Here is a 25,848-nt window from a genome sequence, read left to right as displayed (position 1 = left end):
GCTTATCTCACCATGCCGATGACACGCTCGAGGGCGGACACGAAGACGTCGACCTCCTCGAGCGTATTATACGCCGCGAACGAGGCCCGGCACGTCGCTTCCACGCCGAAATGGTGCAGAAGCGGCTGGGCACAGTGGTGGCCGGTGCGAATCGCCACCCCGAGCTGGTCGATCAGAAGCCCGATGTCCTGGGAGTGGGCTCCGTCCACCACGAACGAGAGCACCCCGGCCTTGTGCGGTGCGGTGCCGATGATCTTGAGCCCGTCGATGCGACTCACGGCGCGCGTGGCGTGGTCGAGCAGAACCGACTCCCACTCGCCAATGGCATCAACGCCGACCTCCTCGACCCACGCAAGCGCCCGCCCCAGCGCGATCACCTCGGCGATCGCAGGCGTTCCCGCCTCGAACTTGTGGGGCGTTTCGGCGAAGGTGGTGCCAGAGGGCTCGAAGGAGACGGTCTTGATCATCTCGCCCCCGCCCTGCCAGGGTGGCATGGCGTCCAGCAGCGCTTTCTTGCCGTAGAGCACGCCGACCCCGGTAGGACCGTACACCTTGTGGCCGGAAAACGCGTAGAAATCAGCGTCGATGTCCTGCACGTCGATCGTCTGGTGGGGGGCGGCCTGAGCGCCGTCGATCAGGATGACTGCGCCCTGCTCGTGGGCGAGGCGCGCCATCTCCTTGACCGGGTTGATGGTACCCAGAGCGTTGGAGACGTGGTTGACCGCAACAAGCTTCGTGCGCTCGCAAAGCAGTGCCTGGTAGGCCTGCATGTCGAGCGATCCGCGCTCGTCCACCGGAATCACCTTCAGCGTGAAACCGAGATCTAAGGCCAGTAGCTGCCAGGGCACGATGTTGGAGTGGTGCTCCAGCATCGAGATCAGCACTTCGTCACCGGGGCCCAGGTGCTGGCGGCCGAAGCTCTGGGCCACCAGGTTGATCGCCTCGGTGGTACCGCGAGTGAAGACCACCTGGCGGGCATCCTCGGCGTTCAGGAACGCCTTGACCCGGGCGCGGGTGGCCTCGAAGGCCGCCGTCGCCTCGTCGGCCAGCGTATGCAGGCCGCGGTGGATGTTGGCATTGAGCCGCGCGTAGTAGTCGCCGAACACGTCGATGACCACCTGAGGTGTCTGGCTGGTCGCGGCGTTGTCCAGGTAGACCAGCGGCTTGCCGTGCACTTCGCGGCGCAGTATCGGGAACTGCGCGCGCAGCGCCTCGACGTCGAACCTGGCGCCGGCGCGGAGTGTGTCAATCGCGGTATCGGACATGTGGGCTCCTGGTTACTCGTTGAGCGCGGCGGCGGCTTCGACCAGTCCTGCCAGGTTGAAACGCTCCGGCAGCTTGCCCGCCACGGCGAGTTCGACCCGCTCGGCGATGGCGTCCAGCGCCACCTGCTCGAGCACTTCACCGGCAAACGCCAGGGTCAGCAGGCCGCGGGCGGTGGCCTCGTCGATGCCGCGGGTACGCAGCGCGTAGACCGCATCCTCGTCGAGCTGGCCGGTAGTGGTGCCGTGGGAGCACTTGACGTCGTCGGCGTAGATCTCGAGCTCGGGCTTGGCGTCGATCTGGGCGCGATCCGAAAGCAGCAGGTTCTGGTTGCTCTGGAAGCCCTCGATCTTCTGGCTGTCGCGTTTCACAAAAACACGGCCATTGAACACGCCGTGGGCGCGGTCGCCGAGGATACCCTTGTAGTTCTCGTTGGAGAAGGTCAGCGGCGCGTTGTGGTTCACCTTGGTGTGGTTGTCCACGTGTTGGCGACCCTGACCGAAGAACAGCCCGTACAGGTTGGTATAGGCGTTTTCGCCATTGAGATCAGCGATGATGTCGTTGCGTGCCAGCGCCCCGCCCAGGTTCAGGTTGTAGGAGGTGTAGACGCTGTCGCGGCTCTGCTCCACGTGAATGCTCGCCACGTGGAAGTCCCCGACCGGCGCTTCCTGAAGCTTGTAGTGATGCAGGATCGCCCCGCGATCGAGCATCAGCTCCGCCACCACGTTGGTAAAGTTGGCGGCGTTCTCTTCGCCAGCGTAGTGCTCGATCACGGTGGCTTCACTGCGACCGCCAGCCTCGATCAGAATGCGCGGGTGGCACATCACCGCCTCACCCTCGCGGGAAAGAAACTGCAGCACGATCGGCTTCTCGACCACGGTGTTCGGGGCGATGCGCACCACCGCGCCCTCTTCCATAAACGCAGTGTTGAGCGCGGCGAAGGCCGAGAAGTCGACGCCGGTCAGCCGACCCAGCGGCCCGCCCACGGCTTCGTGATTCTCGGCAAGCGCCTTGGAAAGCGGCATCACCTGCACGCCCTGGGGCAGCGCATCGATATCGGAAAGCCCGGGAGCGAACACGCCGTCGACGAAAGAGAGCCTGTGCGCCTCGACGGGCAGCGAAAGCGTCGCCGCCTGGGCCTGCGAGAAATCAACATCATCGGCGAGTTTGAAGTGGCCTTGGGCAATGCCGCGCACGTCGGTGTACTTCCACTCCTCGTCGCGGCGGGTGGGAAAGCCCATCGCCTCGAAGCGGGCCGCACCCGCCTGACGGCGTGCGGCGATCCAGCTCGGCTCGCCGGCGTACTCTGCGCTGCGCGTTTTCAACGTGTCCAGAAAGGTCTGGGTGTCGCTCATGCCGCGGACTCCTCGATGCCTTCGTAACCGTTCGCCTCGAGCGCCTTGGCAAGCTCGGCGTCGCCGGTCTTGACGATGCGGCCATCGACCAGCACGTGCACCTTGTCCGGTACGATGTAGTCTAGAAGGCGCTGATAGTGGGTGACCAGTAGAATCGCCCGCTCCTCGGCGCGCAGGCTGTTGACGCCGTCGGCCACGACCTTCATGGCGTCGATGTCGAGGCCCGAGTCGATCTCGTCGAGCATCGCGAGCTTCGGCTGAAGCACGAGCATCTGCAGGATCTCGTTGCGCTTCTTCTCGCCGCCGGAGAAGCCCTCGTTGACCGCACGCTGCAGAAAGCTTGCGTCCATCTTCATGAACTGGAGCTTCTCTTTCACCAGTTTCATGAACTCGGGGGCGGGCATCTCACCCTCACCACGCGCGGCGCGCTGGGCGTTGAGCGCGGACTTCAAGAGATAGATGTTCTTCACCCCCGGAATCTCGACCGGGTACTGGAAACCCAGCAGCAGACCGGCCTGGGCGCGCTCCTCGATCTCCATCTCCAGCACGTCCTGGCCTTCGAAGGTGATGCTGCCCTGGGTGACCTCGTAGCCGTCCTTGCCGGCGATCACGGCGGATAGGGTCGACTTGCCGGCACCGTTGGGACCCATGATGGCGTGGACTTCGCCGGCGTTGATGGTCAGCGTCAAGCCCTTGAGGATTTCGTTGCCGTCCACGGTAACGTGCAAATCGTTTACTTCCAACATAGTCTTAGCCCTTCAAAATCTATCGGGTCGCAGGTGCGACGCTCATCGAATAAGTGGTGGCGCGGGCGCTTAGCCCACCGCGCCTTCCAAGGTCACGTTCAAAAGCGCTTCGGCTTCGACGGCGAACTCCATGGGGAGCTCCTGGAAGACGTCCTTGCAGAAGCCGTTGACGATCATGCTCACCGCATCCTCCTCGGAAATGCCCCGGCTCTGGCAGTAGAAGAGCTGGTCCTCGCCGATCTTGGAGGTAGTCGCCTCGTGCTCGATCTTGGCGGTGGAGTTGCCAATCTCCTGGTACGGGAAGGTGTGGGCTCCGCAGGTATCGCCGATGAGCAGCGAATCGCACTGGGTGAAGTTGCGCGCCCCCTTGGCCCGAGGATTGATCTTGACCAGGCCCCGGTAGGACTGATCGCTCTTGCCGGCAGAAATGCCTTTGGCGACGATGTAGGAGCGTGTGCCCTCGCCGATATGGATCATCTTAGTGCCGGTATCCGCCTGCTGGCGACCGTTGGTCACCGCCACGGAGTAGAACTCGCCAATACTGTCCTTGCCGCGCAGTACGCAGGAGGGGTACTTCCAGGTGATCGCCGAGCCGGTTTCGACCTGGGTCCAACTGATGCGCGCGCGATCACCGCGGCACTCACCACGCTTGGTGACGAAGTTGTAGATACCGCCGACACCGTTCTCGTCGCCCGGGTACCAGTTCTGCACCGTGGAGTACTTGATGTAGGCGTCATCGAGCGCCACCAGCTCGACCACCGCAGCGTGAAGCTGGTTCTCGTCACGCATCGGCGCGGTGCAACCTTCGAGATACGACACCGTCGCGCGGCTTTCGCAGACGATCAGCGTGCGCTCGAACTGGCCGGTGTTGGCGGCGTTGATGCGGAAATAGGTGGAGAGCTCCATCGGGCAGGTCACGCCTTCCGGCACGAACACGAAGGAGCCGTCGGTGAACACCGCCGAGTTGAGCGCGGCGAAGTAGTTGTCCGTCTTGGGCACCACGGTGCCCAGGTACTGCTTGACCAGTTCCGGGTAGTCGCGGATCGCTTCCGAAATCGAGCAGAAGATCACGCCGGCCTCGGCGAGCTGCTTCTTGAAGGTGGTGGCGACCGACACCGAGTCGAACACCGCATCGACCGCCACTCCGGCCAGTGCCGCGCGTTCATGCAGCGGAATGCCGAGCTTCTCGTAGGTTTCCAGAAGCTTCGGGTCGACCTCGTCGAGGCTCTGAGGACGATCTTCCGGGCGCTTCGGGGCGCTGAAGTACGAGATCGCCTGGTAGTCGATCGGCGGGTAGTCCAGATGCGCCCAGGAGGGCTCCTTCATCTTCAGCCACTGGCGGTAGGCGTCGAGGCGCCACTCGAGCATCCACTCAGGCTCGCCTTTCTTGTTGGAGATGAAGGCGATGGTGTTTTCATCCAGGCCAGGTGGCAGCGTATCGCTTTCGATGTCGGTCACGAAGCCGTCTTTATATTCGCGACGGACCAACTGTTCCATTTCTTCGCTTGCCATGGTTGTACCCTCCAGGCAGTTGGGTGGCGAGGTTGCTCGCCGTCCATAGAGTTTGTGCCCTTGCGTGTCCTAAGCAGACGCCGCCGACAGGCTGATCGTTTGAATGGGAAGCGCGATCGGTAGCTTGATCGGCGCGCTGTCCGCCAGATGCGAGAGCGTGACGCTCTCGAGCAGCGTGCGCAGTGCCACCGACACCCGCTGCCAGTTGTCCGACACCCTGCAGGTCGCCGAAAGCTCGCACTCGCCCTCAGCGTGGCTGCACTCGGTCATGGCTACCGGCCCTTCGATGGCGGCGATGATGTCCGCCGCAGTGATGCGTGACGCGGGCCGGGCAAGCTGGTAGCCGCCCTGAGAGCCCCGCTGGGAGGTCAGAAGCCCCGCCTTGACCAGCATCTTGAGCGTCTTGCTGACCGTCGGATGCGGCAGCGACACGGCTTGGGCCAGGTCCGCCGCCGCATGAGGCGCCTGCGGATGGCGCGCGATCTGCGCCATCACCACCGCCGCGTAGTCCGTCAGTCGAGAAAGCTTGAGCATGAAGGCTCCCGATGAGTGTCGCTTTCGATTGAGGACCATTTTAGTCCTGTATGAAAACGATGTGAAGCCTCGTGACCGCCTACTGGCAGGAAAGCGCGTTTTTATCGACCGTTCGCCGCCGTTACCATCAAAAAAGCCAATCATTCTCATTTGTAAATACAATCGATTTGTACAGTGGCTGTACGGTTACCTACCAGCCCGCTATGCAAAAGCCCCGCGCGGGCGGGGCTTGAAACTATTCTTTAAAACTATTCTTAAAAACTATGCTTTAAAACTACGCTTTCTTGACGAACTGGGACTTGAGCTTCATGGGGCCGATCCCCTCGACTTTGCAGTCAATATCGTGATCGCCCTCCTCCAGGCGAATGTGCTTCACCTTGGTACCCACCTTGATCACCGATGAGCTGCCCTTGACCTTGAGATCCTTGATGACGGTAACGCTATCGCCATCCACCAGCACGTTGCCGTTGGCGTCGCGAATCCCCGGCTCGTCACTGCTTTCGCCGCCCGCCTCTTTCGACCACTCGTTGCCACACTCCGGGCATACCAGTTGAATGCCGTCATCGTAGGTATAGCTCGATTGGCAGGCGGGGCAGTTAGGCAGATCGCTCATGATAGGCTCCATCGCAGGCAAGCAAAGCGAGGGAGCCTACACGGATCGAGGGATTTTCACCAGTATCGCCCGGTCGCCCTCAGCGCTGGTAAGTACCCACCAGACGGTTCATGCCGAGCAGGTGCGGCTCAATCTCTTTCAGCAACTCCTGCATGGTCAACCCTTCCGGCAGCGATGTCTTTTGATCCAGCGCCAGCACCCAGAAATAGTAAAGGTGCTTGCCGTGGCTTTCCGGCGGCATGGGGCCGGCGTAGCCAGGCCTGTCAAAATCGTTGAGCCCGTGGGTGCCTGCGGTGCTTTTCTCGGTAAGCTCGACCACATCACCGGGAAGGTTATAGACCAGCCAGTGAATGAAGCCGTAACCGCCGTTCTTGACCAGCGGCGCATCCGGGTCGTGGCAGATCACCGCGTACCCCTGGGTACCGTCGGGCGCGCCCTGCCAGGCAAGCGGCGGGGAAACGTCGTCACCAACGCCGGTGTACTGGTCGGGGATCGACTGGTGGTCGGCAAAGGCGGAACTCGTTACCTTGAGTTTGGAGAGTGCAAACGCCATCGTCGGCTCCTTCTGAATGGCACGTAAAGATGGCGACGACGCGAACCGCCGCCTCGAAAGATCATAGCTCGAGCGCCCCGGGGTGGCGCACCTGCCATTCCCTCACCGCCGCCACGTTCCGGGCATTGGCCTCGGGGTTCAGAGGCTCGGTGAGCTCGATGCTGTCGCTTCGGGTTCGCGCCAGCAGCTGCGGGTCGCGGGTGGCGAGCTCGAGCGCGTAGAGCGCCAGCATCACCTCGTACTCGTCGCGGCTATCCAGGCGCGACAGCAACAGCGCGACGGCGGGCAACCCGATGCGCCCAAGCTCCTCGGCGGCCACGTAGCGCGGCCCGCTCGGCCCTGGTGCGATGAAGCGACGATCGGAAAGGCGGCTGACGTAGTAGGCCGCCTGCTCCTCGGGACTGGTGATCAGCGGCGGCACCCAGTAGATATCCGTCTTGCCGTAGGCGGGTACCGCCGCCGGGGTCGGCGCGGCCTGGGGCGCCGGGGCCGTCTCGCCCGCCGGGGGCGGCGGCGAAGGGCGCCCCGCGCAGCCGGTGATCAACAGCACCAGCGCGACGGCACCCAAGGTGCTGGAACGATTTCCCTTGTTCATCATGACTCCCTGCTATTTTTTTCAGACCCTCGTTCCCGTAAGCGGCCAAGGCAACGACCTACCCTCCGCGCGGCGCCAGGGTCCATCACGACAGTCGGCCCTGGCGCTTCAGGCGCTTGTCCACCCAGTGATCGTAGTAGCGGCGAAGCGCCTGCTTGAGGCCGGGCAAGCCGATAATATACGCGCCCGGCGCGAGCCAGGGAATACGCTTCAAGAGCAGACGATAGGCATCGATGCCTTCGATGATGCGCCCGTCCTTCAGCTCGACATGCAGCGAGCGCAGCGCGGTCTCGCAATCGATGCCGTGCTCGCCGAGCACGCGCTGGTGCTCGGTGACATCGCACCAGGCGATGTCCGCGCCGTGCTTGCCAGAAAGGCGCTCGAAGCGGCGCCGCTCGCGGCGACACAGCGGGCACTGGCCATCGTAGTAGACACGGATCTTGCGGTCGGCAGGCATATAGGCTCCCGGTGGCGACTGCTCTTCAGTGTGGCACGTCCACCGCCACACGCAATGTCGAAGGAGCGTGTGATATAGCGTTTTCGCATCACGCAAGCCTGGCTTAAAAGCGACCGCTGGCTCGGCAGCGGCATTGACTCGCCCCCATCAAAAACGGCACCCGAAGGTGCCGTCTTTCGAACGCGTCGGACTACCTCAAGCGCTCGAACACCGTGGCCACGCCCTGCCCCATGCCGATACACATGGTGGCAAGGCCCAGCGTCGTGTCCTGCTGGCGCATCACGTTCAAGAGCGTGGTGCAGATACGTGAGCCGGAGCAGCCAAGCGGATGGCCCAGCGCAATGGCGCCGCCGTGGAGGTTGACCTTCTGGTCGAGATCGTCGAGAAAGCCTAAATCCTTCAATACCGGGATGCCCTGGGCGGCGAAGGCCTCGTTGAGCTCGACGGTCTCGATTTCCTTGGCGGTCAGGCCCGCAGCCTTGAGCGCTTTTTTCGAGGCCGGCACCGGGCCATAGCCCATGATCGAGGCATCACAGCCGGCAACGCCTGTCGAGAGCACCCGGGCGATCGGCTCGAGGCCCAAGGCCTGGGCGCGCTCAAAACTCATGATCGCCATCGCCGAGGCGCCCACGGAGAGCGCCGAAGAGGTGCCGGCGGTGACGGTACCGTTGCGCGGGTCGAACACCGGCTTGAGATCCGCCATGGACTCGAGGCTCGCGTCCGCTCGCACCACTTCGTCGTGCTTGACGTTGACCCGGAAGCCCTGACTGTCGTGGCCTTCGACGCCGATGATCTCGTTATCGAAGTAGCCCTTCTCGTTGGCGGCCTGGGCGCGTTGATGGGAGCGCACGCCGAACTTGTCCTGCTCCTCACGGGTAACGCCGTGCATCTTGCCCAGAAGCTCGGCAGTCAGGCCCATCATCATGGCGGCCTTGGCGGCGTACTTGCTTGCCGCCGGGTTGACGTCGACACCGTGGGCCATGGGTACGTGCTCCATGTGCTCGACGCCGCCGATGACGTACATGTCGCCCATGCCCGCCTTGATGTTGGCAGCAGCGATGTGCAGCGCAGTCATCGAGGAGCCACATAGCCGGTTGACCGTTTGCGCCGGCACGGTGCGCGGAATGCCGGTCATGATCGCCGCGTTGCGGGCGATGTTCATCGACTGCTCCAGAGTCTGATTGACGCAGCCCCAGATCACATCGTCGACCTCCGACGGGTCCATGTTCGGGTTGCGATCAAACAGCGCCTGCATCACCGCAGCGGACAGATTTTCGGCGCGCACGTTGCGAAAGGCGCCGTTCTTGGCCTTGGCCATGGCGGTACGAACGCCGTCGACCACCACGATATCTCTCGGATTCAAACTCATCTCATCTCTCTCCTGTACGCGGTGACTCAGGCCTTAGCCTGGTAGAAGCGTTCGCCGTTTTGCGCCATCTGCTTGAGCTTCTCGGTGGGCGCGTAGAGCGGGCCGAGCTCCTCGCCAAGCTTCTCGGCCTGGGCGACGAAGGTGTCGAGCCCCATGGCATCGATGTAGCGCAGCGCCCCGCCGCGGAAGGGAGGAAAGCCGATGCCGTAGATCAGCGCCATGTCCGCCTCGGCGGGGGTATCGACGATACCGTCCTCCAGGCAGCGCACGGTCTCCAGACACAGCGGCGTCATCATCCGCGCGATGATCTCCTCATCGGAAAACTCCTTGCGCTCACCGGCGACCTGCTTGATCAGCGCGTAGGCCTGATCGTCGGTCACCTTCTTCGGCTTGCCCTTCTTGTCCTCCTCGTAGGCGTAGAAACCCTTGGCGTTCTTCTGGCCCAGGCGGTCGTTTTCATACATCACTTGGATCGCGGTCTTGCCCTCGCGCGCCATGCGCTCCGGGAAGCCTTCTGCCATCACCTCGTTGGCGTGTACCGCGGTATCCATGCCGACCACATCCAACAGATACGCCGGGCCCATCGGCCAGCCGAACTTCTCCATCACCTTGTCGACGCGCTGGAAGTCGGCGCCCTGCTCGACCAGGAAACTGAAGCCGCCGAAGTAGGGAAACAGCACGCGGTTGACCAGAAAGCCGGGGCAGTCGTTGACCACGATCGGCGTCTTGCCCATGGCGCGGGCGTAGGCGACGGTCGCGGCCACGGCTTCGTCCGAGGTCTTCTCGCCGCGAATGACCTCTACCAGCGGCATGCGGTGCACAGGATTGAAGAAGTGCATGCCGCAGAAGTTCTGCGGGCGCTCAAGGCTCTGGGCCAGCCGGTTGATCGAGATCGTCGAGGTGTTGGAGGTGAGAATGGTGTTCTCACCGACGCTCTTCTCGACCTCGGCGAGCACGCCCGCTTTCACCTTCGGGTTTTCGACCACCGCCTCGACCACCAGATCGACGTTCTCGAAGTCGCCATAGGAGAGTGTCGGGCGAATGTTGGTGAGCTTCTGGGCCATCTCCTCGACCGTGAACTTCTTGCGCTCGACCTGCTTACCGAAGAGCTTGCGCGCCTCTTTCAGGCCAAGCTCGATGGCATCACTCTTGATGTCCTTCATCAAGATCGGCGTGCCCTTGGAGGCGCTCTGGTAGGCGATACCGCCACCCATGATGCCGGCGCCCAGCACGGCGGTCTGCTCGACCGGGCGGGCAAGCTTCTCGTACTTGCCGGCCTTTTTCTTGACGACCTGGTCGTTCATGAACAGGCCGACCAGGTTGAACGCCACCGGGCTCATGGCGAGCTTGGCGAACGCCTTGGCTTCGATCGCCTGGGCGCGACCGCGCTCTTCGCCGGCGCCCTTCTGGATCACCTTGATCGCTTCGATGGGGGCGGGATAGTGCGGGCCCGCCTTGCCGGCCACATACCCCTTGGCGGTCTCGAAGGCCATCATCTGCTCGATGGCGTTGAGCTTCAAAGGGCCCTTCTTCTCGTCGCGGCGACGCTGGTAGTCGAGCTCGTCGGCGTTGGCACGGTCGAGCATATCGAGGGCGGCGGCCTCGAGCTGGTCGTGGACGACCACGGCGTCCACCGCGCCCATCTTCAGTGCCGCGTCCGGGCGATTCTCTGTGCCGCCGGCGATCCACTCGATGGCGTTGTCCGCGCCGATCAGCCGCGGCAGGCGCACGCAACCGCCCCAGCCTGGAAGAATCCCCAGCTTGGTCTCCGGCAGGCCCATCTTGCCCTTCTCGCTCATCACGCGGAAATCACAGGTCAGAAGCACTTCGCAGCCGCCGCCGAGCGCCAGCCCGTTGATCGCGGCCACGGTGGGGAACGGCAGGTCTTCGATGGCGTTGAAGATCTCATGCACCTTGAGGTTCATCTGCTCGAGATACGCTTCGCCCTTGTCGAACAGGGAGTGGAACTCGGTGATGTCGGCGCCGACGATGAAGACGTCCTTGCCGCTTCGAATCAGAAGACCCTTCAAGTCGCGCTCACTTTCGATCGCGCTGACCGCCTCACCCAGCTCCTGAATCACGGCGCTGGAGAGCTTGTTGATGGACTCGTCCTTCAAGTCGAAGGTGAGCGTTGCGATGCTGTTGCCACCTTGGGTGTCACGACGCTCCACCGTGATGGCATTGCCTTGATAGATCATCCGCGCTATCTCCACAGGTTCGGGCGCACCTCGCGAGGTGCCTGCCGCGCATTTCATACGGTCGTTTGATCGCCTTAGCTTGGTCGAGTCATTCGGCATCGTCAAGCCTGCTCCGCGCTTGTCGAGCACTTCCAAGACCTTCACCGCCGATGTTCACAGCATGGGCCCTTACGGCGCAAGGCGCGAGGGCCGTCTATCGACTTTCGTTGCAAAGCCGACGATCATGGAGGTTTACCCGCTGAGTTCACCGTCATGGGCGCTTTCCTGACTCCCGCCCGGGCTGCCGCGCTGCGCACCCGGGCCGAGCGCATCGTCGCGTTCGTCAAACCCTGGACCTTTCTCTGGCCGCCCGTGGCCTTCGCGGCAGGCCTGGGAAGCTTCTTTCTGGTCGACCGTCAGCAGTGGCTGGGAGCGGCGCTCGCACTCGGGCTGCTGCTGGCCTGGGCCTTGATGCTGTGCGAAGGGCTGCTGTCACGTCTGCTGCGAAGGCGCGGGCAGGAAGGCTTGCCGCGTGCGGTGACCACCTTCATCGCCCAGATGATCCACCAGGAAACGCTGTTCTTCACCCTGCCGTTCATCCTCATCACCACGGTGTGGAACAGCGGCCAGTTGGTGTTCGCGGCGCTGGTGGTGTTCATGGCGGTCTTTTCGATCATCGACCCGCTCTACTACAAGCTGGCCGGGCGATCGCGCAGCCTTTACTTCCTGTTTCACGCCCAGTGCGTGTTTCTGGTGCTGCTGGTCATCCTGCCGATCATGGTGCATCTCGATACCGGCCATACCCTGCTGCTTGCGCTCGGTTTGACGGTGCTGATCGCGCTGCCGAGCTTCTGGAACCTGGTCAAGAAGCGCTCGCTTTCGCGCTGGTGCCTGTTTCTGGCGCTGCTGCTCGGCGTTGCCTTCGCTGGCTGGGTCGGGCGCGTCTGGGTACCGCCGGCCACCCTCTGGATGACCGGAAGCGCCCTGTCGCCAGGGTTCGACACGACGCAGCGTACGCCGCAAGGCGAAATGGCCTTGACGCCAGCAACACTCGAGGCGAACGGGGTCTACGTCTATACCGCCATCCGCGCCCCGCGAGGCTTGAGTGAAACCATCTACCACGCATGGCATCACAACGGCCAGGAGATGGACACGGTAACGCTCGATATCAGCGGCGGTCGGGAACAGGGCTACCGGGCATGGAGTCACAAGCTCAACTTTCCCGAGGACCCGCGTGGCAACTGGCGCGTCGACATCATGACCGCTGGCGGCCAGCGCCTGGGGTTGATTCGCTTCACGGTGGCCGACGAGGAAGACGAGGCGACGCTGGCCGACGGGCGTATCCGGGCGAGCGGGTTGAGCCGCCTGAATCTCGGACGCTTCATTCCCGGACGCGAACCCGGCGCTGAAAGCGACACTCCCTAGGGTTGGGCCGAGCGCTTGCATTCAGCGCGACAGGTTATGACAATTCGGGTATCACACTTACGAGCAGCGATATTATGGGTTCATCGATTGGATTTCGAATTGCGCGTCTACCGCACCTGTGGCGCTCGATTCTGGATCGACGGCTGGCGCCGCTGGGGCTGACGCAAACGCGCTGGGTCACGCTTTATCATCTGGGGCGGCTGGGCGAAGGGCATCCGCAGTGCGATCTGGCCAAGGCGATCGGCGTCGAGGCGCCGTCGCTGGTGCGCACCCTCGGCCAACTCGAGGCGCAGGGACTGATCGAGCGTCGTGCCTGCGACAACGACCGGCGCAGCAAGCGCATCTACCTCACCCCCGAGGCGACGCCGCTGCTCGAGAAGATCGAGCACGTCGCCCAGCAGGCACGCCGGGAGATCTTCGACGGCCTGAACGACGACGAGCTCGAGAAGCTCAACGAGTGGCTCGCGCTGATCGAATCCAACGGCTTGGCCATCCAGGCGCGTGACCAGGAAAATCCTGGCGCCTAACGCTGCGGCGGCGCCAGGTGATCGGCGTGACCGCCCAGCATCTGGCGCAGCGCGGCGAAGGATTGAGCGTAGTGCTCGAAGCGCTCGGCCCCCTGGGATTCCCACCACCAGAGCGTCAGCGCCCGAGCGCTCGACTCGATCACCAGCGCATCCCGGGGCAGGCGTTCGAGCAGCGCTTTCAGCGCCGTCTCGGCGTCATCTGGAAGCGGTCGCAGCGGAGCGATGCGCCAGCGCCAGCCGGCGTGAAAGCTTGCCAGCGCATCGCTCGCCTCGCTCTCGCGCAGCAGCACGAAGTCCGGCCCCGGCGCGTCTTGCGCATAGTTCCAGCGATAGGCGGGCATCATGCCCTTGAAGTGGTGCAGCGGCGGCTTCTCCATCTGAACGATGACGCCCTGTTTTCTTGCGCACGCTTTGAGCCCCACTTGACGCTTCTGGCGCGGGCTGGGCTTGAGCCACATCACTGGCGCGATCACGAACATCACGACCCCGAAAACGATCAGCCACTGCATGAAGATTCTCCGCTAAAGGACCCGCCACCGCTTTGCAAAAACCATGACATGGATCGTTGTTAAGCGCAGGCGTTGCGCTTAAAGTAAAGATTACCTACAAAGATGTTCTTTGCTGGTAAATACACGCTGGCAAAAGATAAAGACATCGCCGGCAAAAGACACAGGAGACGGACCATGAGCTATCACCATATTCTGGTCGCGGTGGATCTGACCAAGGACTCGCATCGCGTGCTCGAGCGGGCGATCGCCGTGTCCGAGCGCAATGCCAACGCCAAGATCTCGATCATGCATACCCTGGAGCCGCTGGGCTTTGCCTACGGTGGCGATATTCCGATGGACCTGACCAGCATCCAGGACCAGCTCGACGATCACGCCAAGAAGCGCCTGGCCGAGATCGCCACGCCCCATGTCGAGCCGCAGGACCAGCACGTGGTGGTGGGCATGCCGGATACCGAGATCCACCGCTTCGCCAACGATCACGGGGTGGACCTGATCGTGGTGGGCTCTCACGGCCGTCACGGCTTCGCTCTGCTCCTGGGCTCCACGTCCACCGGCGTGCTTCACGGTGCGCCTTGCGATGTGCTCGCGGTGCGCGTCGGCCGTAAAGGCGAACAGACGGACGAATGACCAAGAAGGCGCCCGTGCGGGCGCCTTTCTCTTGCCAATGTCCTACTCGCCGGCCATTGCCTCGAGCTCCATCCAGCGCTCCATTGTCTCTTCCAGCCGCGTTTGAACGCGTTCAAGCTCGCCGAGCTTGGCGGTCACCTCGGTAGCGGGCTTCTGGTAGAAGCTCGGCTCGCCGATCACCGCCTCGAGCGCGGCCACCTCCGTTTCCAGCCGCTCTATTTCGCCGGGCAGGCCGTCGAGCTCACGCTGCAGCTTGTAGGAGAGCTTGGCCGACTTTTTCGGCTCCTCCTTCGGCTTGACGGCCGGTTTTTCCTCGGTCTTGACGGGCTCGCGGTTCTGACGCGCCGCGCCTTCCCAGGGGGCCGGGGGAAGCTTTCCGCCCTGGCGGATCCAGTCGGTGTAGCCGCCCACGTACTCGCGCACCACGCCATCGCCTTCGAAGGCGAACATGCTGGTCACCACGTTATCCATGAAGGTCCGGTCGTGGGACACCAGCAAGAGCGTGCCATCGAAATCGAGCAGCAGCTCTTCCAGAAGCTCCAGGGTTTCCATGTCGAGATCGTTGGTCGGCTCATCGAGCACCAGCACGTTGGCGGGCTGGGTGAAGAGCTTGGCCAACAGTAGCCGGTTGGATTCGCCACCGGAGAGCGCCTTGACCGGCTGGCGTACCCGATCCGGCGTGAACAGGAAGTCCTGCAGGTAGCTCATCACATGGCGGTCGCGGCCGCCGACGCTCACCCGGTCGCTGCCTTGGGCGACGTTGTCGTAGACGGTCTTCTCGAGCTCGAGCCCGGCGCGCAGCTGGTCGAAGTAGGCCACCTTCAAGTTGGTGCCGAGCTGCACGCTGCCCTCGGTGGGTTCGAGCTCGCCGAGCAGAATCTTTAGAAGCGTGGTCTTGCCGGCGCCGTTTCTGCCCAGGAAACCGATGCGGTCGCCGCGCACGATCTCGATATTGAGATCGTCGAGGATCTTGTCGGCGCCGAAGCGCTGGGTGACGCCCTTGAGCTCGACCACCCGCTTGCCGGTACGCTCGCCGCTATCCACCGACAGGTTCGCACTGCCCTGGCGTTCGCGGCGCTGACCGCGCTCGGCGCGCATCGCTTCGAGCGCGCGCACGCGCCCTTCGTTGCGGGTACGCCGCGCCTTGATGCCCTGGCGAATCCACGCCTCTTCCTGGGCTAGCTTCTTGTCGAACTCGGCGTTCTCACGCGCCTCCACCTCGAGTTCGTGCTGCTTGCGCGCCTGGTACTCCTCGTACTTGCCCGGGTAGCGGCCGAGCTTGCCGCGGTCGAGCTCGAGAATACTGGTCGCGAGCTTGGACAGGAACGCGCGGTCGTGGGTAATCAGCAGCACCGCGCCGTTGAAGGCCAGAAGCTGCTCCTCGAGCCAGCCGATAGTGTCGAGATCCAGATGGTTGGTGGGCTCGTCGAGCAGCAGCAGGTCGGGCTCCGAGACCAGGGCGCGGGCCAGCGCCACACGTCGGCGCCAGCCGCCGGAAAGCGCATTCATTTCTGCCTCCGGAGGCAGCCCCAGACGCGTCAGCACCACGTCGATGCGCTGGTGGAACGACCAGCCGTCGATCGCCTCGATGCGTGTCTGGAGCACCGCCATCCGGTTCATGTCCGGGTCGGGGTCGTTGATCAGGTGCTGGTATTCGGACAGAAGCTCGCCGGCTTCCGGCAGGCCCATGGCCACCACGTCGAAGATGGTCATGCCGGAGGATTCGGGCAGCTCCTGGGCCAGCACGCCGATCTTGAGGCCCGGCGCGCGCCACACGGTGCCGTCGTCGGCCTGGATCTCGCCGGCCACCAGCTTCAGAAGCGTCGACTTGCCGGTGCCGTTGCGCCCCACCAGCGCCAGCCGCTCGCCCTTTTCCACCGTAAGTTCGGCGCGATCCAGCAGAACGTGTGTCCCGTAGGCCAGTTGCAGCTGTTCTAGTCGTAGCAGGGTCACGCAGTATCCTCCATCGTCGTCATGCGCCCAGTGTAACGTATGGCCCGGGGTAACGGTGAACCGGAATTGCCCGGGGCCTGCGGCTCAGAGTTCGCGGCGGATACGCTTTTTATCCAGCTTGCCAACGCTGGTTTTCGGGATGGCGTCCACGATGCGAATATCGCGCGGCACGCCCCAGCGGTTGAGTCGACCCTCGTCGACGAAACGCTGCATGAAGGCGGCGAGCTCTTCGGCGGCGGGTGGTTCGTTCAAATTCCCGGGCACGACCCAGGCCACCGGGCGCTCGCCCCACTTCTCATCCGCCACGCCCACCACTGCGACTTCGGCGACCGCCGGGTGCTGGCTCAAGAAGCTTTCGAGCTCGAGCGAGGAGAGCCACTCGCCGCCGGTCTTGATGACATCCTTGATCCGGTCGCTAATGGTCAAGAACCCGGCCTCGTCCAGCGAGCCCACATCGCCGGTGTAGAGCCAGCCCTCGCGCCAGAGCTCTTCGCTGCGCTCGGCCTCCTTGTAGTAGGCCTGAGTGAGCCAGGGAGCGCGAACACGAACCTCGCCCACGCTTTTTCCATCGTGAGCAAGCGGCTGGCCGTTGGTATCGACCACCTGCAGATCGACGAAGGGCGTGGGCAGGCCAGCCTTGCAGCGCCAGGGAAGCTGGGTCTCGACGTCGGCCTCTTCCACGTGGCGCGGCAGAATGTCGATGGTGATCACCGGACACGTCTCGGACATGCCGTAGGCGCTGCGGGTGTCGATGCCGAACGTCCAGGCGCGCCGAGCCAGGCTCTGGGTCAGAGCGCTGCCGCCCAACAGCACCTTCCAGCCGGTAAGATCCACCCGCTTCGAAGAAACGGCGTCGGTACTCAGCACCATGTTGAGCAGCGTCGGTACGCAGTGGGAGAAATCGACCTTCTCCTCGACGAGCAGCTTGACCAGCATCTCGGCGTCATAACGCCCGGGGTACACCTGGGTGGCGCCCAGAAGGGTCGCGGTGTAGGGCACGCCCCAAGCGTGAACGTGAAACATCGGCGTGATCGGCATGTACACCTTGTCGCGGCTCAAAAGCTCCACACCCTTCGCCTGGAAAAGGTTCGCCTCGCTCAGCGTATGCAGCACGAGCTGGCGGTGGGTAAAAAAGACGCCCTTGGGATTGCCGGTGGTGCCAGTGGTGTAGAAAAGCGTGGCAACGGCGTTCTCCTCGAACGTGGGAAATTCGAAGCGCTTTGGCTGCTCGGCGAGCAGCGCCTCGTACTCGCCAACCATCGAAAGCGTGGTCTCGACCTCGCGCGGCGCTTCCTGGCAGAGCACGTAGCCGCGCACCCGGGGTAGCCTTGCGGCGAGCGGCTCGAGCAGGCCGACGAAATCCTCGTGGACCAGTACGAAGGCGTCTTCGGCGTGCTCCATGGTGTAGAGGATTTGCTCCGGCGCCAGGCGGATATTCACGGTATGCAGTACCGCGCCGAGCATGGGAACGGCAAAGAAGCACTCCAGGTAGCGGTGGCTATCCCAGTCGAGTACCGCCACCACGTCGCCGGCCTGGACGCCCTGGGCAGTCAGCAGGTGCGCCAGCTGGTGGACACGCTCCTCGAAGCGCCGGTAATCGTGACGAGAATGGTCGCGATAGACGATCGGGTTGTCCCCGGCAGTGCGTACGCCGGCACTCAGCAGGTCGCCGATCATCAAGGGCGGGTTGGCCGCCGAAGCGGTGGCGGGCAGGATCTTGGGTGTGACGGTAGACATGGGGCGGCTCGCTCTTCATACATTCGTTAAACGATTGTTTGATCCTTCCCAGTGTTCACCGCCGCGCCTTCACGCGCAATCCACCCGCCCCTCTTCTTTGGTATTAGCCGCTCGCACCCGGCTGCCGTTACAATACCCGCCACAGACGACCCAGCAGGAGCCCGGCTTGACGACCCACGACGACGCACTCTTTCTTCCCGAGGCACTGCGGTTTCGCCCGCGCGAGGCGCTGGTGGACATCGGCGCCAACCTGACTCACGAGAGCTTTGCGCGCGACCTGGACGCGGTGCTCACGCGCGCCCACGCGGCCAATGTGACGACGATGATCGTGACCGGCACCGACGTTGCCCACGCCGAGCAGGCCATCGAGCTCGCGGCGCGCTATCCCGGCCTCTACGCTACCGCCGGCGTGCACCCTCACGACGCCAGCGGCTGGAGTACGGACGTCCAGCGGCGCCTGACCGAGCTCTATCGCCGGCCAGGCGTGGTGGCGGTCGGCGAGTGCGGGCTCGATTTCAACCGTAACTTCTCGACCCCTGCCGAGCAGGAGAAGGCGTTCGAAGCGCAGCTGGCGCTTGCCGCCGAAAGCGGCCTGCCGCTGTTCCTGCACGAGCGCGACGCCGGCACGCGCATGCAGGAGATCCTCAAGGCGTGGCGCGACGACATTCCGCCGGCGGTGATCCACTGCTTCACCGGGGAGGCCAGCACGCTCTACGGCTATCTCGATCTCGATTTGCACATCGGCCTGACCGGCTGGATCTGCGACGAGCGCCGCGGCCATCACCTGCGCCCGCTGGTAAAGGAGATTCCGCTCAATCGGATGATGATCGAGACCGACTGCCCCTATCTTCTGCCACGCAACCTGCCGGCAAAGCTCAAGGGGCGGCGCCACGAACCGGCGCTGCTGCCCTGGATCGCCACCGAGATCGCCCGCTGGGGAGAGGTGAGCGAAGAGACGCTGGCGCGCGAGACCACTCGCACCGCCCTGCGCTTTTTCAATATCGACACCGCCGTGAAGGAGACCTGACGTGGCCGATTACCCTGGATTCATCGCCATCGAGACCGGTGACGAGGATGGCCTGCCGCTGGCGATTGCCTGGTCGCTGCCGGACGGTCGCATCAAGCACACCCTGATCCAGCCCGACGACAGCTGGATCGACGAGGACACCAATGTCTTGGGAGCCTACAGCATCGAGGAGCTCGAAAGCCTGGGTGTGAGCCCTCTGGATGTGATCCGCGAGCTCGAGAACGACCACTTCTCGGCCACCCTCTATACCAGCGACAACGGCGAGGACGAGGCGGCGCTCGCCCGGCTCTTCGATACCTACGGGCTCGACCCCTTCGTCGAACTGGCGCCGGCCCAGGTGCTCTACGCTTCGCTCTCGAGCGGCGAGTGGCATCGGCTGCGCAACGAAATCTTCAGCGACCGGGGCCTGGAGCCGATGCGCGCCGAACACGAGATCGAGGTGATGCTGATGATGCATCAGCGCCTGACCGAAGACGCCTGATTGAGCATCGCGCGCCCGGCGGTCACGGCGCGCTCCAGAGACTCGCTGCACTGGTAGAAACGCTCAAGCGTGTGGTAAAACGCCCGGGCGCGCAGGGGCAGGCCCTCGCGCTCGAAACGTTCGCTACGCGCGAGCACCTTGGCTTCGAAGGCGGCGCGGTCGACCTCCACCGCGCCGCCGAGGTTGTCGACGCTGACGTGAAAGGAGCGCTCGCAGGCGCGGGTAAAGAGATGTTCGAGAGCCTGGGGCGCGATCTCGGCCTGCTCGAAGGCCGCCTGCTGGTTGGCGTCGCGGCCATCCGGCAGGTACCAGTAGCCATAGTCCTCGCGTTGGCGGCGCTCGGCACCGGCGATGCACCAGTGGCTGATCTCGTGCAGGGCGCTGGCGAAGTAGCCACGAGCGAAGATCACCCGATGGTAAGGCGTGGCGTCGTCGGCGGGCATGTACAGGGGCTCGTCGTCGCCCTTGATCAGCCGCGTTTGATAGGTGTCGGCGAACAGGCCGTCGAACAGCGCGGCGATGTCGGCAAGCGTCCAGCGCTCGGAGGATAGTGTCACGTGAGTTCGCTTCGATCGAAATAGATGGAAGAGCATGGCGCGAGAGCACCATGATGGTGCAAAGCGCCGGTTTCATGAGCCAAGATGGCCGGAATTTGCTACGCTAGCGCCCTTTCTTGGTCCCGCTTTCTTTACAGGAGCCTTCCCGTGGGCGCCGTTTCTCATCGTATCAAAACCACCTACTGGCCTGAAACGCGAATGCTGCTGACGCTGGCGCTGCCGATCTGCGGCGCGCAGCTCGCGCAGGCGGCAATCGGCGTCGTGGATACCATGATGGCTGGCCGCTTTGGCGCTACGACCCTTGCCGCGGTTTCCGTGGGCAATAGCCTGTGGGCGCCGCTGATGCTGTTCATGACCGGCACCCTGATGGGTCTGACGCCGATCGTGGCGCACCTGCTCGGCGGGCAGCGCAACGGGGATATTGCGCGCGCAGTGCATCAGGCGCTATGGGTGGCGCTGGCGCTGGGGCTGGCCGCGGCGGTGCTGCTGCATACCGTGGTCGCACCGATCTTCGAGCTGATGAACGTGCCGCCCGACACCGCCCGGGAGTCACGCGCCTATCTGGCCGCGGTCGCCTTCGGCATGCCGGGCATTGCGCTGTTTCAGGCCCTGCGCGCGTTTTCCGATGGCATGAATCATACGCGCCCGGCGCTCTGGATCAGTCTCATCGGACTTGCGGTCAACGTTCCCAGCAACTTCGTGCTGATCTACGGCGGTGACGGTCTGATCGATCTCTTCGGCGATGCGCTACCGGCATTTGCCGGCGAATTGCCGGCGCTGGGCGCGCTGGGATGCGGTATCGCCACGGCGATTTCGATGTGGACGATGGCGCTTGCAATGGCCTACTACACCGCACGCGGACGCAGCTACGAAGACGTGGCCCTGTGGCAGCGCCTTCATCGCCCAAGCGGTGCCGGCATTCGCGAACTGGTGGTGGTCGGCATGCCGATCGGCGTTGCCATTTTCGTCGAGGTGACGTTGTTCACGCTGATCGCGCTGTTCGTGGCGAGTCTTGGCGAGGTCACTGTGGGCGCTCACCAGATCGCGCTGAGCTATACGTCGCTGCTGTTCATGCTGCCACTCTCCTTGGGCATGGCGCTCACCGTGCGCGTGGGCAACACGCTCGGCCAGGGACGTTTGGCGCACGCCAGACACGTGGCCTGGAACGGCGTTGCCATCAGCGTCGTCATTGCCGCCATGAACAGCCTGGTACTCTGGACCACCGCCCCGACGGTCATCGCGCTGTATACCGCCAATCCGGACATCCAGGCGCTCACTCTCACCATCATCGCGCTCGCGGTCCTTTTTCAACTGTCGGACTCGCTGCAGGTCAATCTGGCCGGTGCGCTACGCGGCTACAAGGATACCCGCATCGTGATGGTCATCACCGTGCTCTCCTACTGGATAGTCGGCCTCGGTGGCGGCCATTGGCTAGGCACGCGGGGGTTAGGCAGCCTGACCGGCCCGCTCGGCGTCCACGGCTACTGGATAGGGCTGATCGCCGGATTGAGCACCGCTGCGCTGCTGCTCGGCTGGCGACTCAAGCGTATTGGCTGAGGCGCAACGATGATCCGATCAATCAAGCGCTGCTTCTTTCTGGCGACACTGGGACTGCTCGGCGGCTGCGTCGACGGCGCCGACGAGGTCTGGATCGACTATCACGAGACGCTCGCCCAGGCCCTCGACGCCGCGCCGATCGAGCGTCAGGCACCGGAGAACATCGGCGCCTTCGTCGACCGGCGCGAGCGGCTGATCGCCATTCCCGAGGTGCGCGAGAGCATGCTCAATGTCTACGCGCTGCGCGAGTGCAACATCACCTCACTGGTCGCTGCGCGCAACAATCAGCTGGGGCGGGTCGCGCCGCCCAGCCAGCATTGGCTCTACGAGCGCACGCTATGGCAGCGTCTGACTCGCTGCACTGAAGGCGACATCGTCGGCTCGCTCGGCGCGGAAGACCGCGCGCGGCTCGAAGCGTTGACCGCGCTAAAGACCGAACAGCTGCCCGCGGTCGGCTGGAACGCGCTGTTCGATTCCGAGGAGTGGGAAAAGAACTTCTCGCGGGCAAGCGATCCGCTCGACCCTCGCGATCTGCCGGACCCGGCGGCGGCGCTGGCAGCTCTCGATTATCTGACGACCATGGTCGAGCGCACTTACAGCCTTTCCTGGCAGGCGGATTCCGCTACGCTCGAGGGACACTTGAAGGTCTTGCAAAGGCGCCCGCTCGTGGCCGAAGTGCTACGCTCTCTTCAGCTCGGCTACACCCGCCTGAACGAGGCCAACCGGCTACTTGCGCGGCACCTCGAAAGCAACCAGTGCCTGCCCGCCTGGGAAACCGCAGCGCTGGATGAACTGACGGCGCTGAGTCGTCGAGTGCTGAGCGCGGTCAATGCGCTGATCGCGGCGCATGAGGTCACGCCACCCAGCGCCGTGGTGGCTTACCAGCGCCGCTGGCTGTCGCTCGAGGAAGCGGCCGCCCCATGGGAGCGTTTTCAGGCCGCCCGACTCGAACACACCGTGCTTCGCGCGCATTTCCCGCGCTGCGCTGCCGGCTGAAAAAAAGATTCGCCCCTCTTAACCTAGGCCCTATCCTGTGCTATTGGTTGAATTACGCGGTAGGCGTCGCCTATCAACGTCGTGACCACGCAGCACCAGGAGGGACACTATGGGTAGACCCCTGTCACCCCACTCTGCCCAGGTCATCGACCTGGCCACCGTGCGTCAGCGTCACCAGGCGCGCAAGTGCGTGATCCGCCTGGCACCGGAGCTTGACGGCCTTGAAATGGTCTACCAGCTGGCGGCGAATCCCGACACCCTCTACGGCCTGCCGATTCTTGCCTGGGGGCTTCGCGACGACGGCGATGTCGTCGGGCTGGTTCCCTGGATGGAAGGCCTGAGCGCTTGCAGCGAACTCGACAGTCACGAGAACGGCCACTTCATCGGCTACCGCGACCCGGAAACCGACGAGATCTTCGATACCCCTCCTGAACACAAGTACGCCGAGCTGGTCGCCGCGGCGGAGTATTTCGAGTATGAAGCGTCCAAGGATGTCACGCTCATACAGCAGTTGCCGGATACCCTCGGCACCCACGCGCTGTGCATGAATCACCCGGATTCCCCCTGGTGCATGAAGCCCGTCTTTGGCTGGCGGCTCTACAGCGATGGCAGCGTCGAGGCGCTACTGGCCGATGAGGAGAAGGCGCAGATGACGCCGATCCTTCTTGGCGACGCCTGCCTCTACGATGCCAGGAGTCGCCACCAGACGGTCTACTTCTTCCAACGGCATATCGCCAACCGCATCTTGGAAGAGGATCCGGCAACCCTGGAGGCGCTGGCAATGATGGTAGTGCCGTGCGATGAAGACCAGGAGGACGCCTGATGAATCGTCAGGCCAGGCGAATGAAATAGCGGTATTCGTCGTCCCGGACCTGCTTGTCGAGGAGTTCGTGACCCAGGAACTGGCAGAACTTCGGAACGTCACGGGTGGTGGCGGGGTCCGTCGCGATCACCTGCAGTACCTGACCCGCTGCCATGTCCCGCACCTTGTTATGCATGAGCATGATGGGTTCGGGGCAATAAAGGCCCGTGGTATCCAAGGTATCGTCGAAAGTGGGCAAGGTATCGGTCATTGCGGGTCTCGAAGGAAATAGGCACATGGTTAAAGTTATCATCGAACGACGCATCATGCCCGGCCTGGAGGAGGAGTACGAGCTGGCCGCGCGTGAGGCCATGCGCGCTTCGCTCGGCGCCAGGGGGTTCATCGGCGGCGAGACGCTGGTCAAGCTCGGTCATTCGGATCGTCGCCTGATGATCACCCAGTGGCGGGATCTGCGCGCCTGGAAAGAGTGGCATCGAAGCGAGGCACGGGCAACCGCCATGGAGCGCATTCTACCGCTTCTCACCGAGGAAGAAACTGTGCAGATCTTCGAGTCGGTGCCCTAGTTCGTCAGTCCCTGTCGTCTTGCGGCGTCGTCATGCCATGAGGCGAACGTGCACGGTCACCTCTTCACGATCGTGGTAGAGGTGGCGGCAACGAACTTCGGCACGCACTCCGGCCTCGGCAAGCGATGCCTCCAGCCGGTCCAGGCAGCGCGTGACCTCGTCCCAGCGCTTTTTCATGGGTAGCTTCAGGTTGAAGATCGCCTCGCGGCACCAGCGATTGATCAGCCAGCGCTCCACCATGGTCAGCACGCGAATGGGCTTGTCGACGATGTCGCATACCAGCCAGTCCAGGCGCGTCTCCGGCGCCCATACAAAACCGTCCTCTTTCAGATGATCCACCTGCCCGGTCTTCATCAACGCCGTATCCATCGGGCCGTTGTCGATGGCGTACACGTACATGCCGCGCTGAACCAGTTGCCAGGTCCAGCCCCCGGGCGCCGCCCCCAGGTCAGCGGCCTGCATATGCGCCGCCAGGCGCACTTCCCACTCGTCGCGCGGGATGAACTCGTGCCAGGCCTCCTCGAGCTTGAGGGTCGAACGACTCGGCGCGCGCGACGGAAAGCGCAGCCGGCGAATGCCGTTCTTGAGCTCGCTGCGGTTGCCCGGGAAGCTTATGCCCAACTGCACCCGGTCGCCGCTCGTCCAGAACAGGTGCAGACGCCGACCGCCGGCCTTGCGGCGCAGTGCCCCGCGCTTTTTCAACAGGCTTTCGAGCGGCTTGGTGAGCGCCTTGATCAGCCCGGCCAAAGCCTTGCCATCGTTGGTGTCCGGCGTCTCGTGCCAGATCTCCTCGAAGCTCCAGCGGCTCTGCTTGACCTGCTCGAGGATCGGCGTGAGCCGATCCTCCTTCGAAAGCGACAGCGGAACCAGCGCGGCCAGACTCTGACGCGCAAAGATGAGTTTGTCGAATCGCGCGTCGCGATGCATTGCGTTGATCGGTTCGTCGTCGGTTCGTGTCAGACTCGCCCACCCCTCCCCTAGCGCTGGAACGCAGGGTACGCAAGCCAACGCGGCATGGTGCTGCATCTCCGCCACCGCATCGGGCTCAAAGCCCGGGCGACAGTACACAAGCCAGGTTGCGGGCGCTATTTCACTCACGGTTGACTCCACTTTGTGCCAGTCGTATTGAATTCGAGGCGCATCATACCATCGCAGGTCACGTTATCGGGCTTGCGGACGGCTTATTTACCAGACGATTCCACCGACATCATTTGCTACAGCGCGCTTTTGATAGCCCCGGTAATAGTGCCGGCAATAGCTCAATACAAGAAAGCCGCCCCAAGGGGCGGCTCTCTTTTAGCGAACGGCGAATATCAATTCTCCGCGGCGTCCTCGATATCTTCACCCGCGTCTTCAATGCTTTCGCCGGCGTTTTCAATGCTGTTATCGATATTCTCGCCCGCTTCTTCTGCCGGGCCCTGATCGTTGTCGCAGGCTGCCAAGCCACCAGCCATCATTGCGATCAAAGCGGCCATCAATAGTTTTTTCATCGTGTTTCCTTTCATTTTTTGCGCTCCTTTTGCCGAATTAAACGACCTATCCATCATACGATTTTTGTTCAGTGAATGACAGCCGCCGGCTTTTTCATAGTTCAGCTATCTGGCAATTAAGTTCTCGGGCGAACATTTCCTACACGCATAAAAAAATCCCCCGCCTCGAAGAGACGGGGGATTTTTCGGAGAGGTGCCTGACGATGACCTACTCTCGCATGGGGAGACCCCACACTACCATCGGCGCGTTGCGGTTTCACTTCCGAGTTCGGCATGGGATCGGGTGGTTCACGCAGGCTATGGTCGTCAGGCGTAACTGTCAATGTACATCATGCTGGGCGTGTTCTGTGGCGTCTCTGCCGAGCGTTCTCGGCGCGTATCCGGTTCTTTCATTCGTTGTCA

27 protein-coding genes and 1 rRNA gene are annotated in these 25,848 nt (G+C 63.4%); 9 read left to right on the top strand and 19 right to left on the bottom strand.

Features of this window, described 5'->3' with window-relative positions; genetic code table 11:
- Window positions 1–2 precede the first annotated feature (2 nt).
- The 11 genes from GEV37_RS13660 to fadB form a co-directional block, all read right to left on the bottom strand.
- Window positions 3–1,265 carry a cysteine desulfurase gene (locus GEV37_RS13660; protein WP_227390822.1) on the bottom strand — a complete coding sequence of 421 codons (1,263 nt, stop codon included), beginning with the start codon at window positions 1,263–1,265 and terminating at the stop codon, window positions 3–5.
- Between the two features lie 12 nt (window positions 1,266–1,277).
- Window positions 1,278–2,618: a Fe-S cluster assembly protein SufD gene (gene sufD / locus GEV37_RS13655; protein ID WP_227390821.1), complete on the bottom strand. Its 1,341-nt coding sequence runs from the start codon at window positions 2,616–2,618 to the stop codon at window positions 1,278–1,280.
- The gene (gene sufC, locus GEV37_RS13650; RefSeq protein WP_227390820.1) at window positions 2,615–3,364 is read right to left on the bottom strand and encodes a Fe-S cluster assembly ATPase SufC; all 750 of its coding nucleotides are present in this window, start codon (window positions 3,362–3,364) and stop codon (window positions 2,615–2,617) included. The genes sufD and sufC overlap by 4 nt, the downstream gene beginning before the upstream one ends.
- A gap of 69 nt (window positions 3,365–3,433) precedes the next feature.
- Window positions 3,434–4,876 carry a Fe-S cluster assembly protein SufB gene (sufB, locus tag GEV37_RS13645; protein WP_227390819.1) on the bottom strand — a complete coding sequence of 481 codons (1,443 nt, stop codon included), beginning with the start codon at window positions 4,874–4,876 and terminating at the stop codon, window positions 3,434–3,436.
- A gap of 69 nt (window positions 4,877–4,945) precedes the next feature.
- Window positions 4,946–5,410: an SUF system Fe-S cluster assembly regulator gene (locus GEV37_RS13640; RefSeq protein WP_227390818.1), complete on the bottom strand. Its 465-nt coding sequence runs from the start codon at window positions 5,408–5,410 to the stop codon at window positions 4,946–4,948.
- 274 nt (window positions 5,411–5,684) lie between these two features.
- Window positions 5,685–6,023 carry a zinc ribbon domain-containing protein YjdM gene (locus GEV37_RS13635; protein ID WP_227390817.1) on the bottom strand — a complete coding sequence of 113 codons (339 nt, stop codon included), beginning with the start codon at window positions 6,021–6,023 and terminating at the stop codon, window positions 5,685–5,687.
- A 79-nt stretch (window positions 6,024–6,102) separates the two neighbouring features.
- Window positions 6,103–6,576: a YbhB/YbcL family Raf kinase inhibitor-like protein gene (locus GEV37_RS13630; RefSeq protein ID WP_227390816.1), complete on the bottom strand. Its 474-nt coding sequence runs from the start codon at window positions 6,574–6,576 to the stop codon at window positions 6,103–6,105.
- Window positions 6,577–6,637: 61 nt separating this feature from the next.
- Window positions 6,638–7,171: a hypothetical protein gene (locus GEV37_RS13625; protein WP_227390815.1), complete on the bottom strand. Its 534-nt coding sequence runs from the start codon at window positions 7,169–7,171 to the stop codon at window positions 6,638–6,640.
- 85 nt (window positions 7,172–7,256) lie between these two features.
- Window positions 7,257–7,628 carry a thiol-disulfide oxidoreductase DCC family protein gene (locus GEV37_RS13620; protein ID WP_227390814.1) on the bottom strand — a complete coding sequence of 124 codons (372 nt, stop codon included), beginning with the start codon at window positions 7,626–7,628 and terminating at the stop codon, window positions 7,257–7,259.
- A gap of 190 nt (window positions 7,629–7,818) precedes the next feature.
- Window positions 7,819–8,997 carry an acetyl-CoA C-acyltransferase FadA gene (fadA, locus tag GEV37_RS13615; protein WP_227390813.1) on the bottom strand — a complete coding sequence of 393 codons (1,179 nt, stop codon included), beginning with the start codon at window positions 8,995–8,997 and terminating at the stop codon, window positions 7,819–7,821.
- Window positions 8,998–9,023: 26 nt separating this feature from the next.
- On the bottom strand, window positions 9,024–11,195 hold the full coding sequence (gene fadB / locus GEV37_RS13610; protein WP_227390812.1) for a fatty acid oxidation complex subunit alpha FadB: 2,172 nt from the start codon (window positions 11,193–11,195) through the stop codon (window positions 9,024–9,026).
- Between the two features lie 252 nt (window positions 11,196–11,447).
- Here fadB and GEV37_RS13605 point away from each other — a divergent pair, with 252 nt between their 5' ends.
- Both GEV37_RS13605 and slyA read left to right on the top strand, forming a co-directional pair.
- Window positions 11,448–12,599: a DUF5924 family protein gene (locus GEV37_RS13605; protein WP_227390811.1), complete on the top strand. Its 1,152-nt coding sequence runs from the start codon at window positions 11,448–11,450 to the stop codon at window positions 12,597–12,599.
- Between the two features lie 74 nt (window positions 12,600–12,673).
- Window positions 12,674–13,126 carry a transcriptional regulator SlyA gene (gene slyA, locus GEV37_RS13600; RefSeq protein WP_227390810.1) on the top strand — a complete coding sequence of 151 codons (453 nt, stop codon included), beginning with the start codon at window positions 12,674–12,676 and terminating at the stop codon, window positions 13,124–13,126.
- Here the strand turns inward: slyA and GEV37_RS13595 are convergent.
- Window positions 13,123–13,635: a preprotein translocase subunit YajC gene (locus GEV37_RS13595; protein ID WP_227390809.1), complete on the bottom strand. Its 513-nt coding sequence runs from the start codon at window positions 13,633–13,635 to the stop codon at window positions 13,123–13,125. The two genes, slyA and GEV37_RS13595, sit on opposite strands and share 4 nt — an antisense overlap.
- A 174-nt stretch (window positions 13,636–13,809) precedes the next feature.
- On the opposite strand from GEV37_RS13595, the gene GEV37_RS13590 reads away from it, so the two are divergent.
- Window positions 13,810–14,262: a universal stress protein gene (locus GEV37_RS13590; RefSeq protein WP_227390808.1), complete on the top strand. Its 453-nt coding sequence runs from the start codon at window positions 13,810–13,812 to the stop codon at window positions 14,260–14,262.
- A gap of 42 nt (window positions 14,263–14,304) precedes the next feature.
- Here GEV37_RS13590 and GEV37_RS13585 read toward each other — a convergent pair whose 3' ends face one another.
- Together GEV37_RS13585 and GEV37_RS13580 are read right to left on the bottom strand one after the other, a co-directional pair.
- Window positions 14,305–16,215, bottom strand: a complete 1,911-nt coding sequence (locus GEV37_RS13585) for an ATP-binding cassette domain-containing protein (protein WP_227390807.1) — start codon at window positions 16,213–16,215, stop codon at window positions 14,305–14,307.
- An 84-nt stretch (window positions 16,216–16,299) separates the two neighbouring features.
- Window positions 16,300–17,952 carry a fatty acid--CoA ligase gene (locus tag GEV37_RS13580; protein WP_227390806.1) on the bottom strand — a complete coding sequence of 551 codons (1,653 nt, stop codon included), beginning with the start codon at window positions 17,950–17,952 and terminating at the stop codon, window positions 16,300–16,302.
- A gap of 166 nt (window positions 17,953–18,118) precedes the next feature.
- Here GEV37_RS13580 and GEV37_RS13575 point away from each other — a divergent pair, with 166 nt between their 5' ends.
- Together GEV37_RS13575 and GEV37_RS13570 are read left to right on the top strand one after the other, a co-directional pair.
- The gene (locus GEV37_RS13575) at window positions 18,119–18,979 is read left to right on the top strand and encodes a TatD family hydrolase (RefSeq protein WP_227390805.1); all 861 of its coding nucleotides are present in this window, start codon (window positions 18,119–18,121) and stop codon (window positions 18,977–18,979) included.
- 1 nt (window position 18,980) lies between these two features.
- Entirely contained in the window at window positions 18,981–19,460 is a 480-nt protein-coding gene (locus GEV37_RS13570) for a hypothetical protein (protein WP_227390804.1), read from the top strand.
- Here the strand turns inward: GEV37_RS13570 and GEV37_RS13565 are convergent.
- Window positions 19,436–20,017: an elongation factor P hydroxylase gene (locus tag GEV37_RS13565; protein WP_227390803.1), complete on the bottom strand. Its 582-nt coding sequence runs from the start codon at window positions 20,015–20,017 to the stop codon at window positions 19,436–19,438. The two genes, GEV37_RS13570 and GEV37_RS13565, sit on opposite strands and share 25 nt — an antisense overlap.
- A gap of 198 nt (window positions 20,018–20,215) precedes the next feature.
- Here GEV37_RS13565 and GEV37_RS13560 point away from each other — a divergent pair, with 198 nt between their 5' ends.
- The 3 genes from GEV37_RS13560 to GEV37_RS13550 all read left to right on the top strand — a co-directional run bounded on the left by GEV37_RS13560 (window position 20,216) and on the right by GEV37_RS13550 (window position 23,393).
- Window positions 20,216–21,574 carry an MATE family efflux transporter gene (locus tag GEV37_RS13560; protein ID WP_264477809.1) on the top strand — a complete coding sequence of 453 codons (1,359 nt, stop codon included), beginning with the start codon at window positions 20,216–20,218 and terminating at the stop codon, window positions 21,572–21,574.
- Window positions 21,575–21,583: 9 nt separating this feature from the next.
- Entirely contained in the window at window positions 21,584–22,570 is a 987-nt protein-coding gene (locus GEV37_RS13555; protein ID WP_227390801.1) for a DUF3080 family protein, read from the top strand.
- A 109-nt stretch (window positions 22,571–22,679) separates the two neighbouring features.
- Window positions 22,680–23,393 carry a hypothetical protein gene (locus GEV37_RS13550; protein ID WP_227390800.1) on the top strand — a complete coding sequence of 238 codons (714 nt, stop codon included), beginning with the start codon at window positions 22,680–22,682 and terminating at the stop codon, window positions 23,391–23,393.
- Between the two features lie 7 nt (window positions 23,394–23,400).
- On the opposite strand, the gene tusA is transcribed toward GEV37_RS13550, so the two are convergent.
- The gene (tusA, locus tag GEV37_RS13545) at window positions 23,401–23,643 is read right to left on the bottom strand and encodes a sulfurtransferase TusA (protein WP_227390799.1); all 243 of its coding nucleotides are present in this window, start codon (window positions 23,641–23,643) and stop codon (window positions 23,401–23,403) included.
- A 25-nt stretch (window positions 23,644–23,668) separates the two neighbouring features.
- On the opposite strand from tusA, the gene GEV37_RS13540 reads away from it, so the two are divergent.
- Window positions 23,669–23,956, top strand: coding sequence for an antibiotic biosynthesis monooxygenase family protein (locus GEV37_RS13540; RefSeq protein ID WP_227390798.1), 288 nt, complete (start codon window positions 23,669–23,671; stop codon window positions 23,954–23,956).
- Window positions 23,957–23,986: 30 nt separating this feature from the next.
- Here the strand turns inward: GEV37_RS13540 and rlmM are convergent, their stop codons facing one another.
- The 3 genes from rlmM to rrf form a co-directional block, all read right to left on the bottom strand.
- Complete coding sequence (gene rlmM / locus GEV37_RS13535; RefSeq protein ID WP_227390797.1) at window positions 23,987–25,054, bottom strand: 23S rRNA (cytidine(2498)-2'-O)-methyltransferase RlmM; 1,068 nt, start codon at window positions 25,052–25,054, stop codon at window positions 23,987–23,989.
- Between the two features lie 215 nt (window positions 25,055–25,269).
- The gene (locus GEV37_RS13530) at window positions 25,270–25,461 is read right to left on the bottom strand and encodes a hypothetical protein (protein ID WP_227390796.1); all 192 of its coding nucleotides are present in this window, start codon (window positions 25,459–25,461) and stop codon (window positions 25,270–25,272) included.
- 180 nt (window positions 25,462–25,641) lie between these two features.
- Window positions 25,642–25,757: ribosomal RNA gene (rrf, locus tag GEV37_RS13525) — 5S ribosomal RNA — on the bottom strand.
- Between the last annotated feature and the right edge of the window lie 91 nt (window positions 25,758–25,848).

Origin of the sequence: Vreelandella malpeensis (assembly GCF_020622355.1) — a bacterium.
GTDB classification, from domain to species: domain Bacteria; phylum Pseudomonadota; class Gammaproteobacteria; order Pseudomonadales; family Halomonadaceae; genus Vreelandella; species Vreelandella malpeensis.
The sequence above is the reverse complement of the archived record's forward strand: the minus strand, read 5'-3'. Positions and strand labels throughout refer to the sequence as shown.

Excerpts from the sequence above, each read along its gene's own strand:
- GEV37_RS13660 (WP_227390822.1), bottom strand. The coding sequence starts at position 1,265 with ATGTCCGATACCGCGATTGACACACTCCGCGCCGGCGCCAGGTTCGAC.
- sufD (WP_227390821.1), bottom strand. The coding sequence starts at position 2,618 with ATGAGCGACACCCAGACCTTTCTGGACACGTTGAAAACGCGCAGCGCA.
- sufC (WP_227390820.1), bottom strand. The coding sequence starts at position 3,364 with ATGTTGGAAGTAAACGATTTGCACGTTACCGTGGACGGCAACGAAATC.
- sufB (WP_227390819.1), bottom strand. The coding sequence starts at position 4,876 with ATGGCAAGCGAAGAAATGGAACAGTTGGTCCGTCGCGAATATAAAGAC.
- GEV37_RS13640 (WP_227390818.1), bottom strand. The coding sequence starts at position 5,410 with ATGCTCAAGCTTTCTCGACTGACGGACTACGCGGCGGTGGTGATGGCG.
- GEV37_RS13635 (WP_227390817.1), bottom strand. The coding sequence starts at position 6,023 with ATGAGCGATCTGCCTAACTGCCCCGCCTGCCAATCGAGCTATACCTAC.
- GEV37_RS13630 (WP_227390816.1), bottom strand. The coding sequence starts at position 6,576 with ATGGCGTTTGCACTCTCCAAACTCAAGGTAACGAGTTCCGCCTTTGCC.
- GEV37_RS13625 (WP_227390815.1), bottom strand. The coding sequence starts at position 7,171 with ATGAACAAGGGAAATCGTTCCAGCACCTTGGGTGCCGTCGCGCTGGTG.
- GEV37_RS13620 (WP_227390814.1), bottom strand. The coding sequence starts at position 7,628 with ATGCCTGCCGACCGCAAGATCCGTGTCTACTACGATGGCCAGTGCCCG.
- fadA (WP_227390813.1), bottom strand. The coding sequence starts at position 8,997 with ATGAGTTTGAATCCGAGAGATATCGTGGTGGTCGACGGCGTTCGTACC.
- fadB (WP_227390812.1), bottom strand. The coding sequence starts at position 11,195 with ATGATCTATCAAGGCAATGCCATCACGGTGGAGCGTCGTGACACCCAA.
- GEV37_RS13605 (WP_227390811.1), top strand. The coding sequence starts at position 11,448 with ATGGGCGCTTTCCTGACTCCCGCCCGGGCTGCCGCGCTGCGCACCCGG.
- slyA (WP_227390810.1), top strand. The coding sequence starts at position 12,674 with ATGGGTTCATCGATTGGATTTCGAATTGCGCGTCTACCGCACCTGTGG.
- GEV37_RS13595 (WP_227390809.1), bottom strand. The coding sequence starts at position 13,635 with ATGCAGTGGCTGATCGTTTTCGGGGTCGTGATGTTCGTGATCGCGCCA.
- GEV37_RS13590 (WP_227390808.1), top strand. The coding sequence starts at position 13,810 with ATGAGCTATCACCATATTCTGGTCGCGGTGGATCTGACCAAGGACTCG.
- GEV37_RS13580 (WP_227390806.1), bottom strand. The coding sequence starts at position 17,952 with ATGTCTACCGTCACACCCAAGATCCTGCCCGCCACCGCTTCGGCGGCC.
- GEV37_RS13560 (WP_264477809.1), top strand. The coding sequence starts at position 20,216 with ATGCTGCTGACGCTGGCGCTGCCGATCTGCGGCGCGCAGCTCGCGCAG.
- GEV37_RS13555 (WP_227390801.1), top strand. The coding sequence starts at position 21,584 with ATGATCCGATCAATCAAGCGCTGCTTCTTTCTGGCGACACTGGGACTG.
- GEV37_RS13550 (WP_227390800.1), top strand. The coding sequence starts at position 22,680 with ATGGGTAGACCCCTGTCACCCCACTCTGCCCAGGTCATCGACCTGGCC.
- tusA (WP_227390799.1), bottom strand. The coding sequence starts at position 23,643 with ATGACCGATACCTTGCCCACTTTCGACGATACCTTGGATACCACGGGC.
- GEV37_RS13540 (WP_227390798.1), top strand. The coding sequence starts at position 23,669 with ATGGTTAAAGTTATCATCGAACGACGCATCATGCCCGGCCTGGAGGAG.
- GEV37_RS13530 (WP_227390796.1), bottom strand. The coding sequence starts at position 25,461 with ATGAAAGGAAACACGATGAAAAAACTATTGATGGCCGCTTTGATCGCA.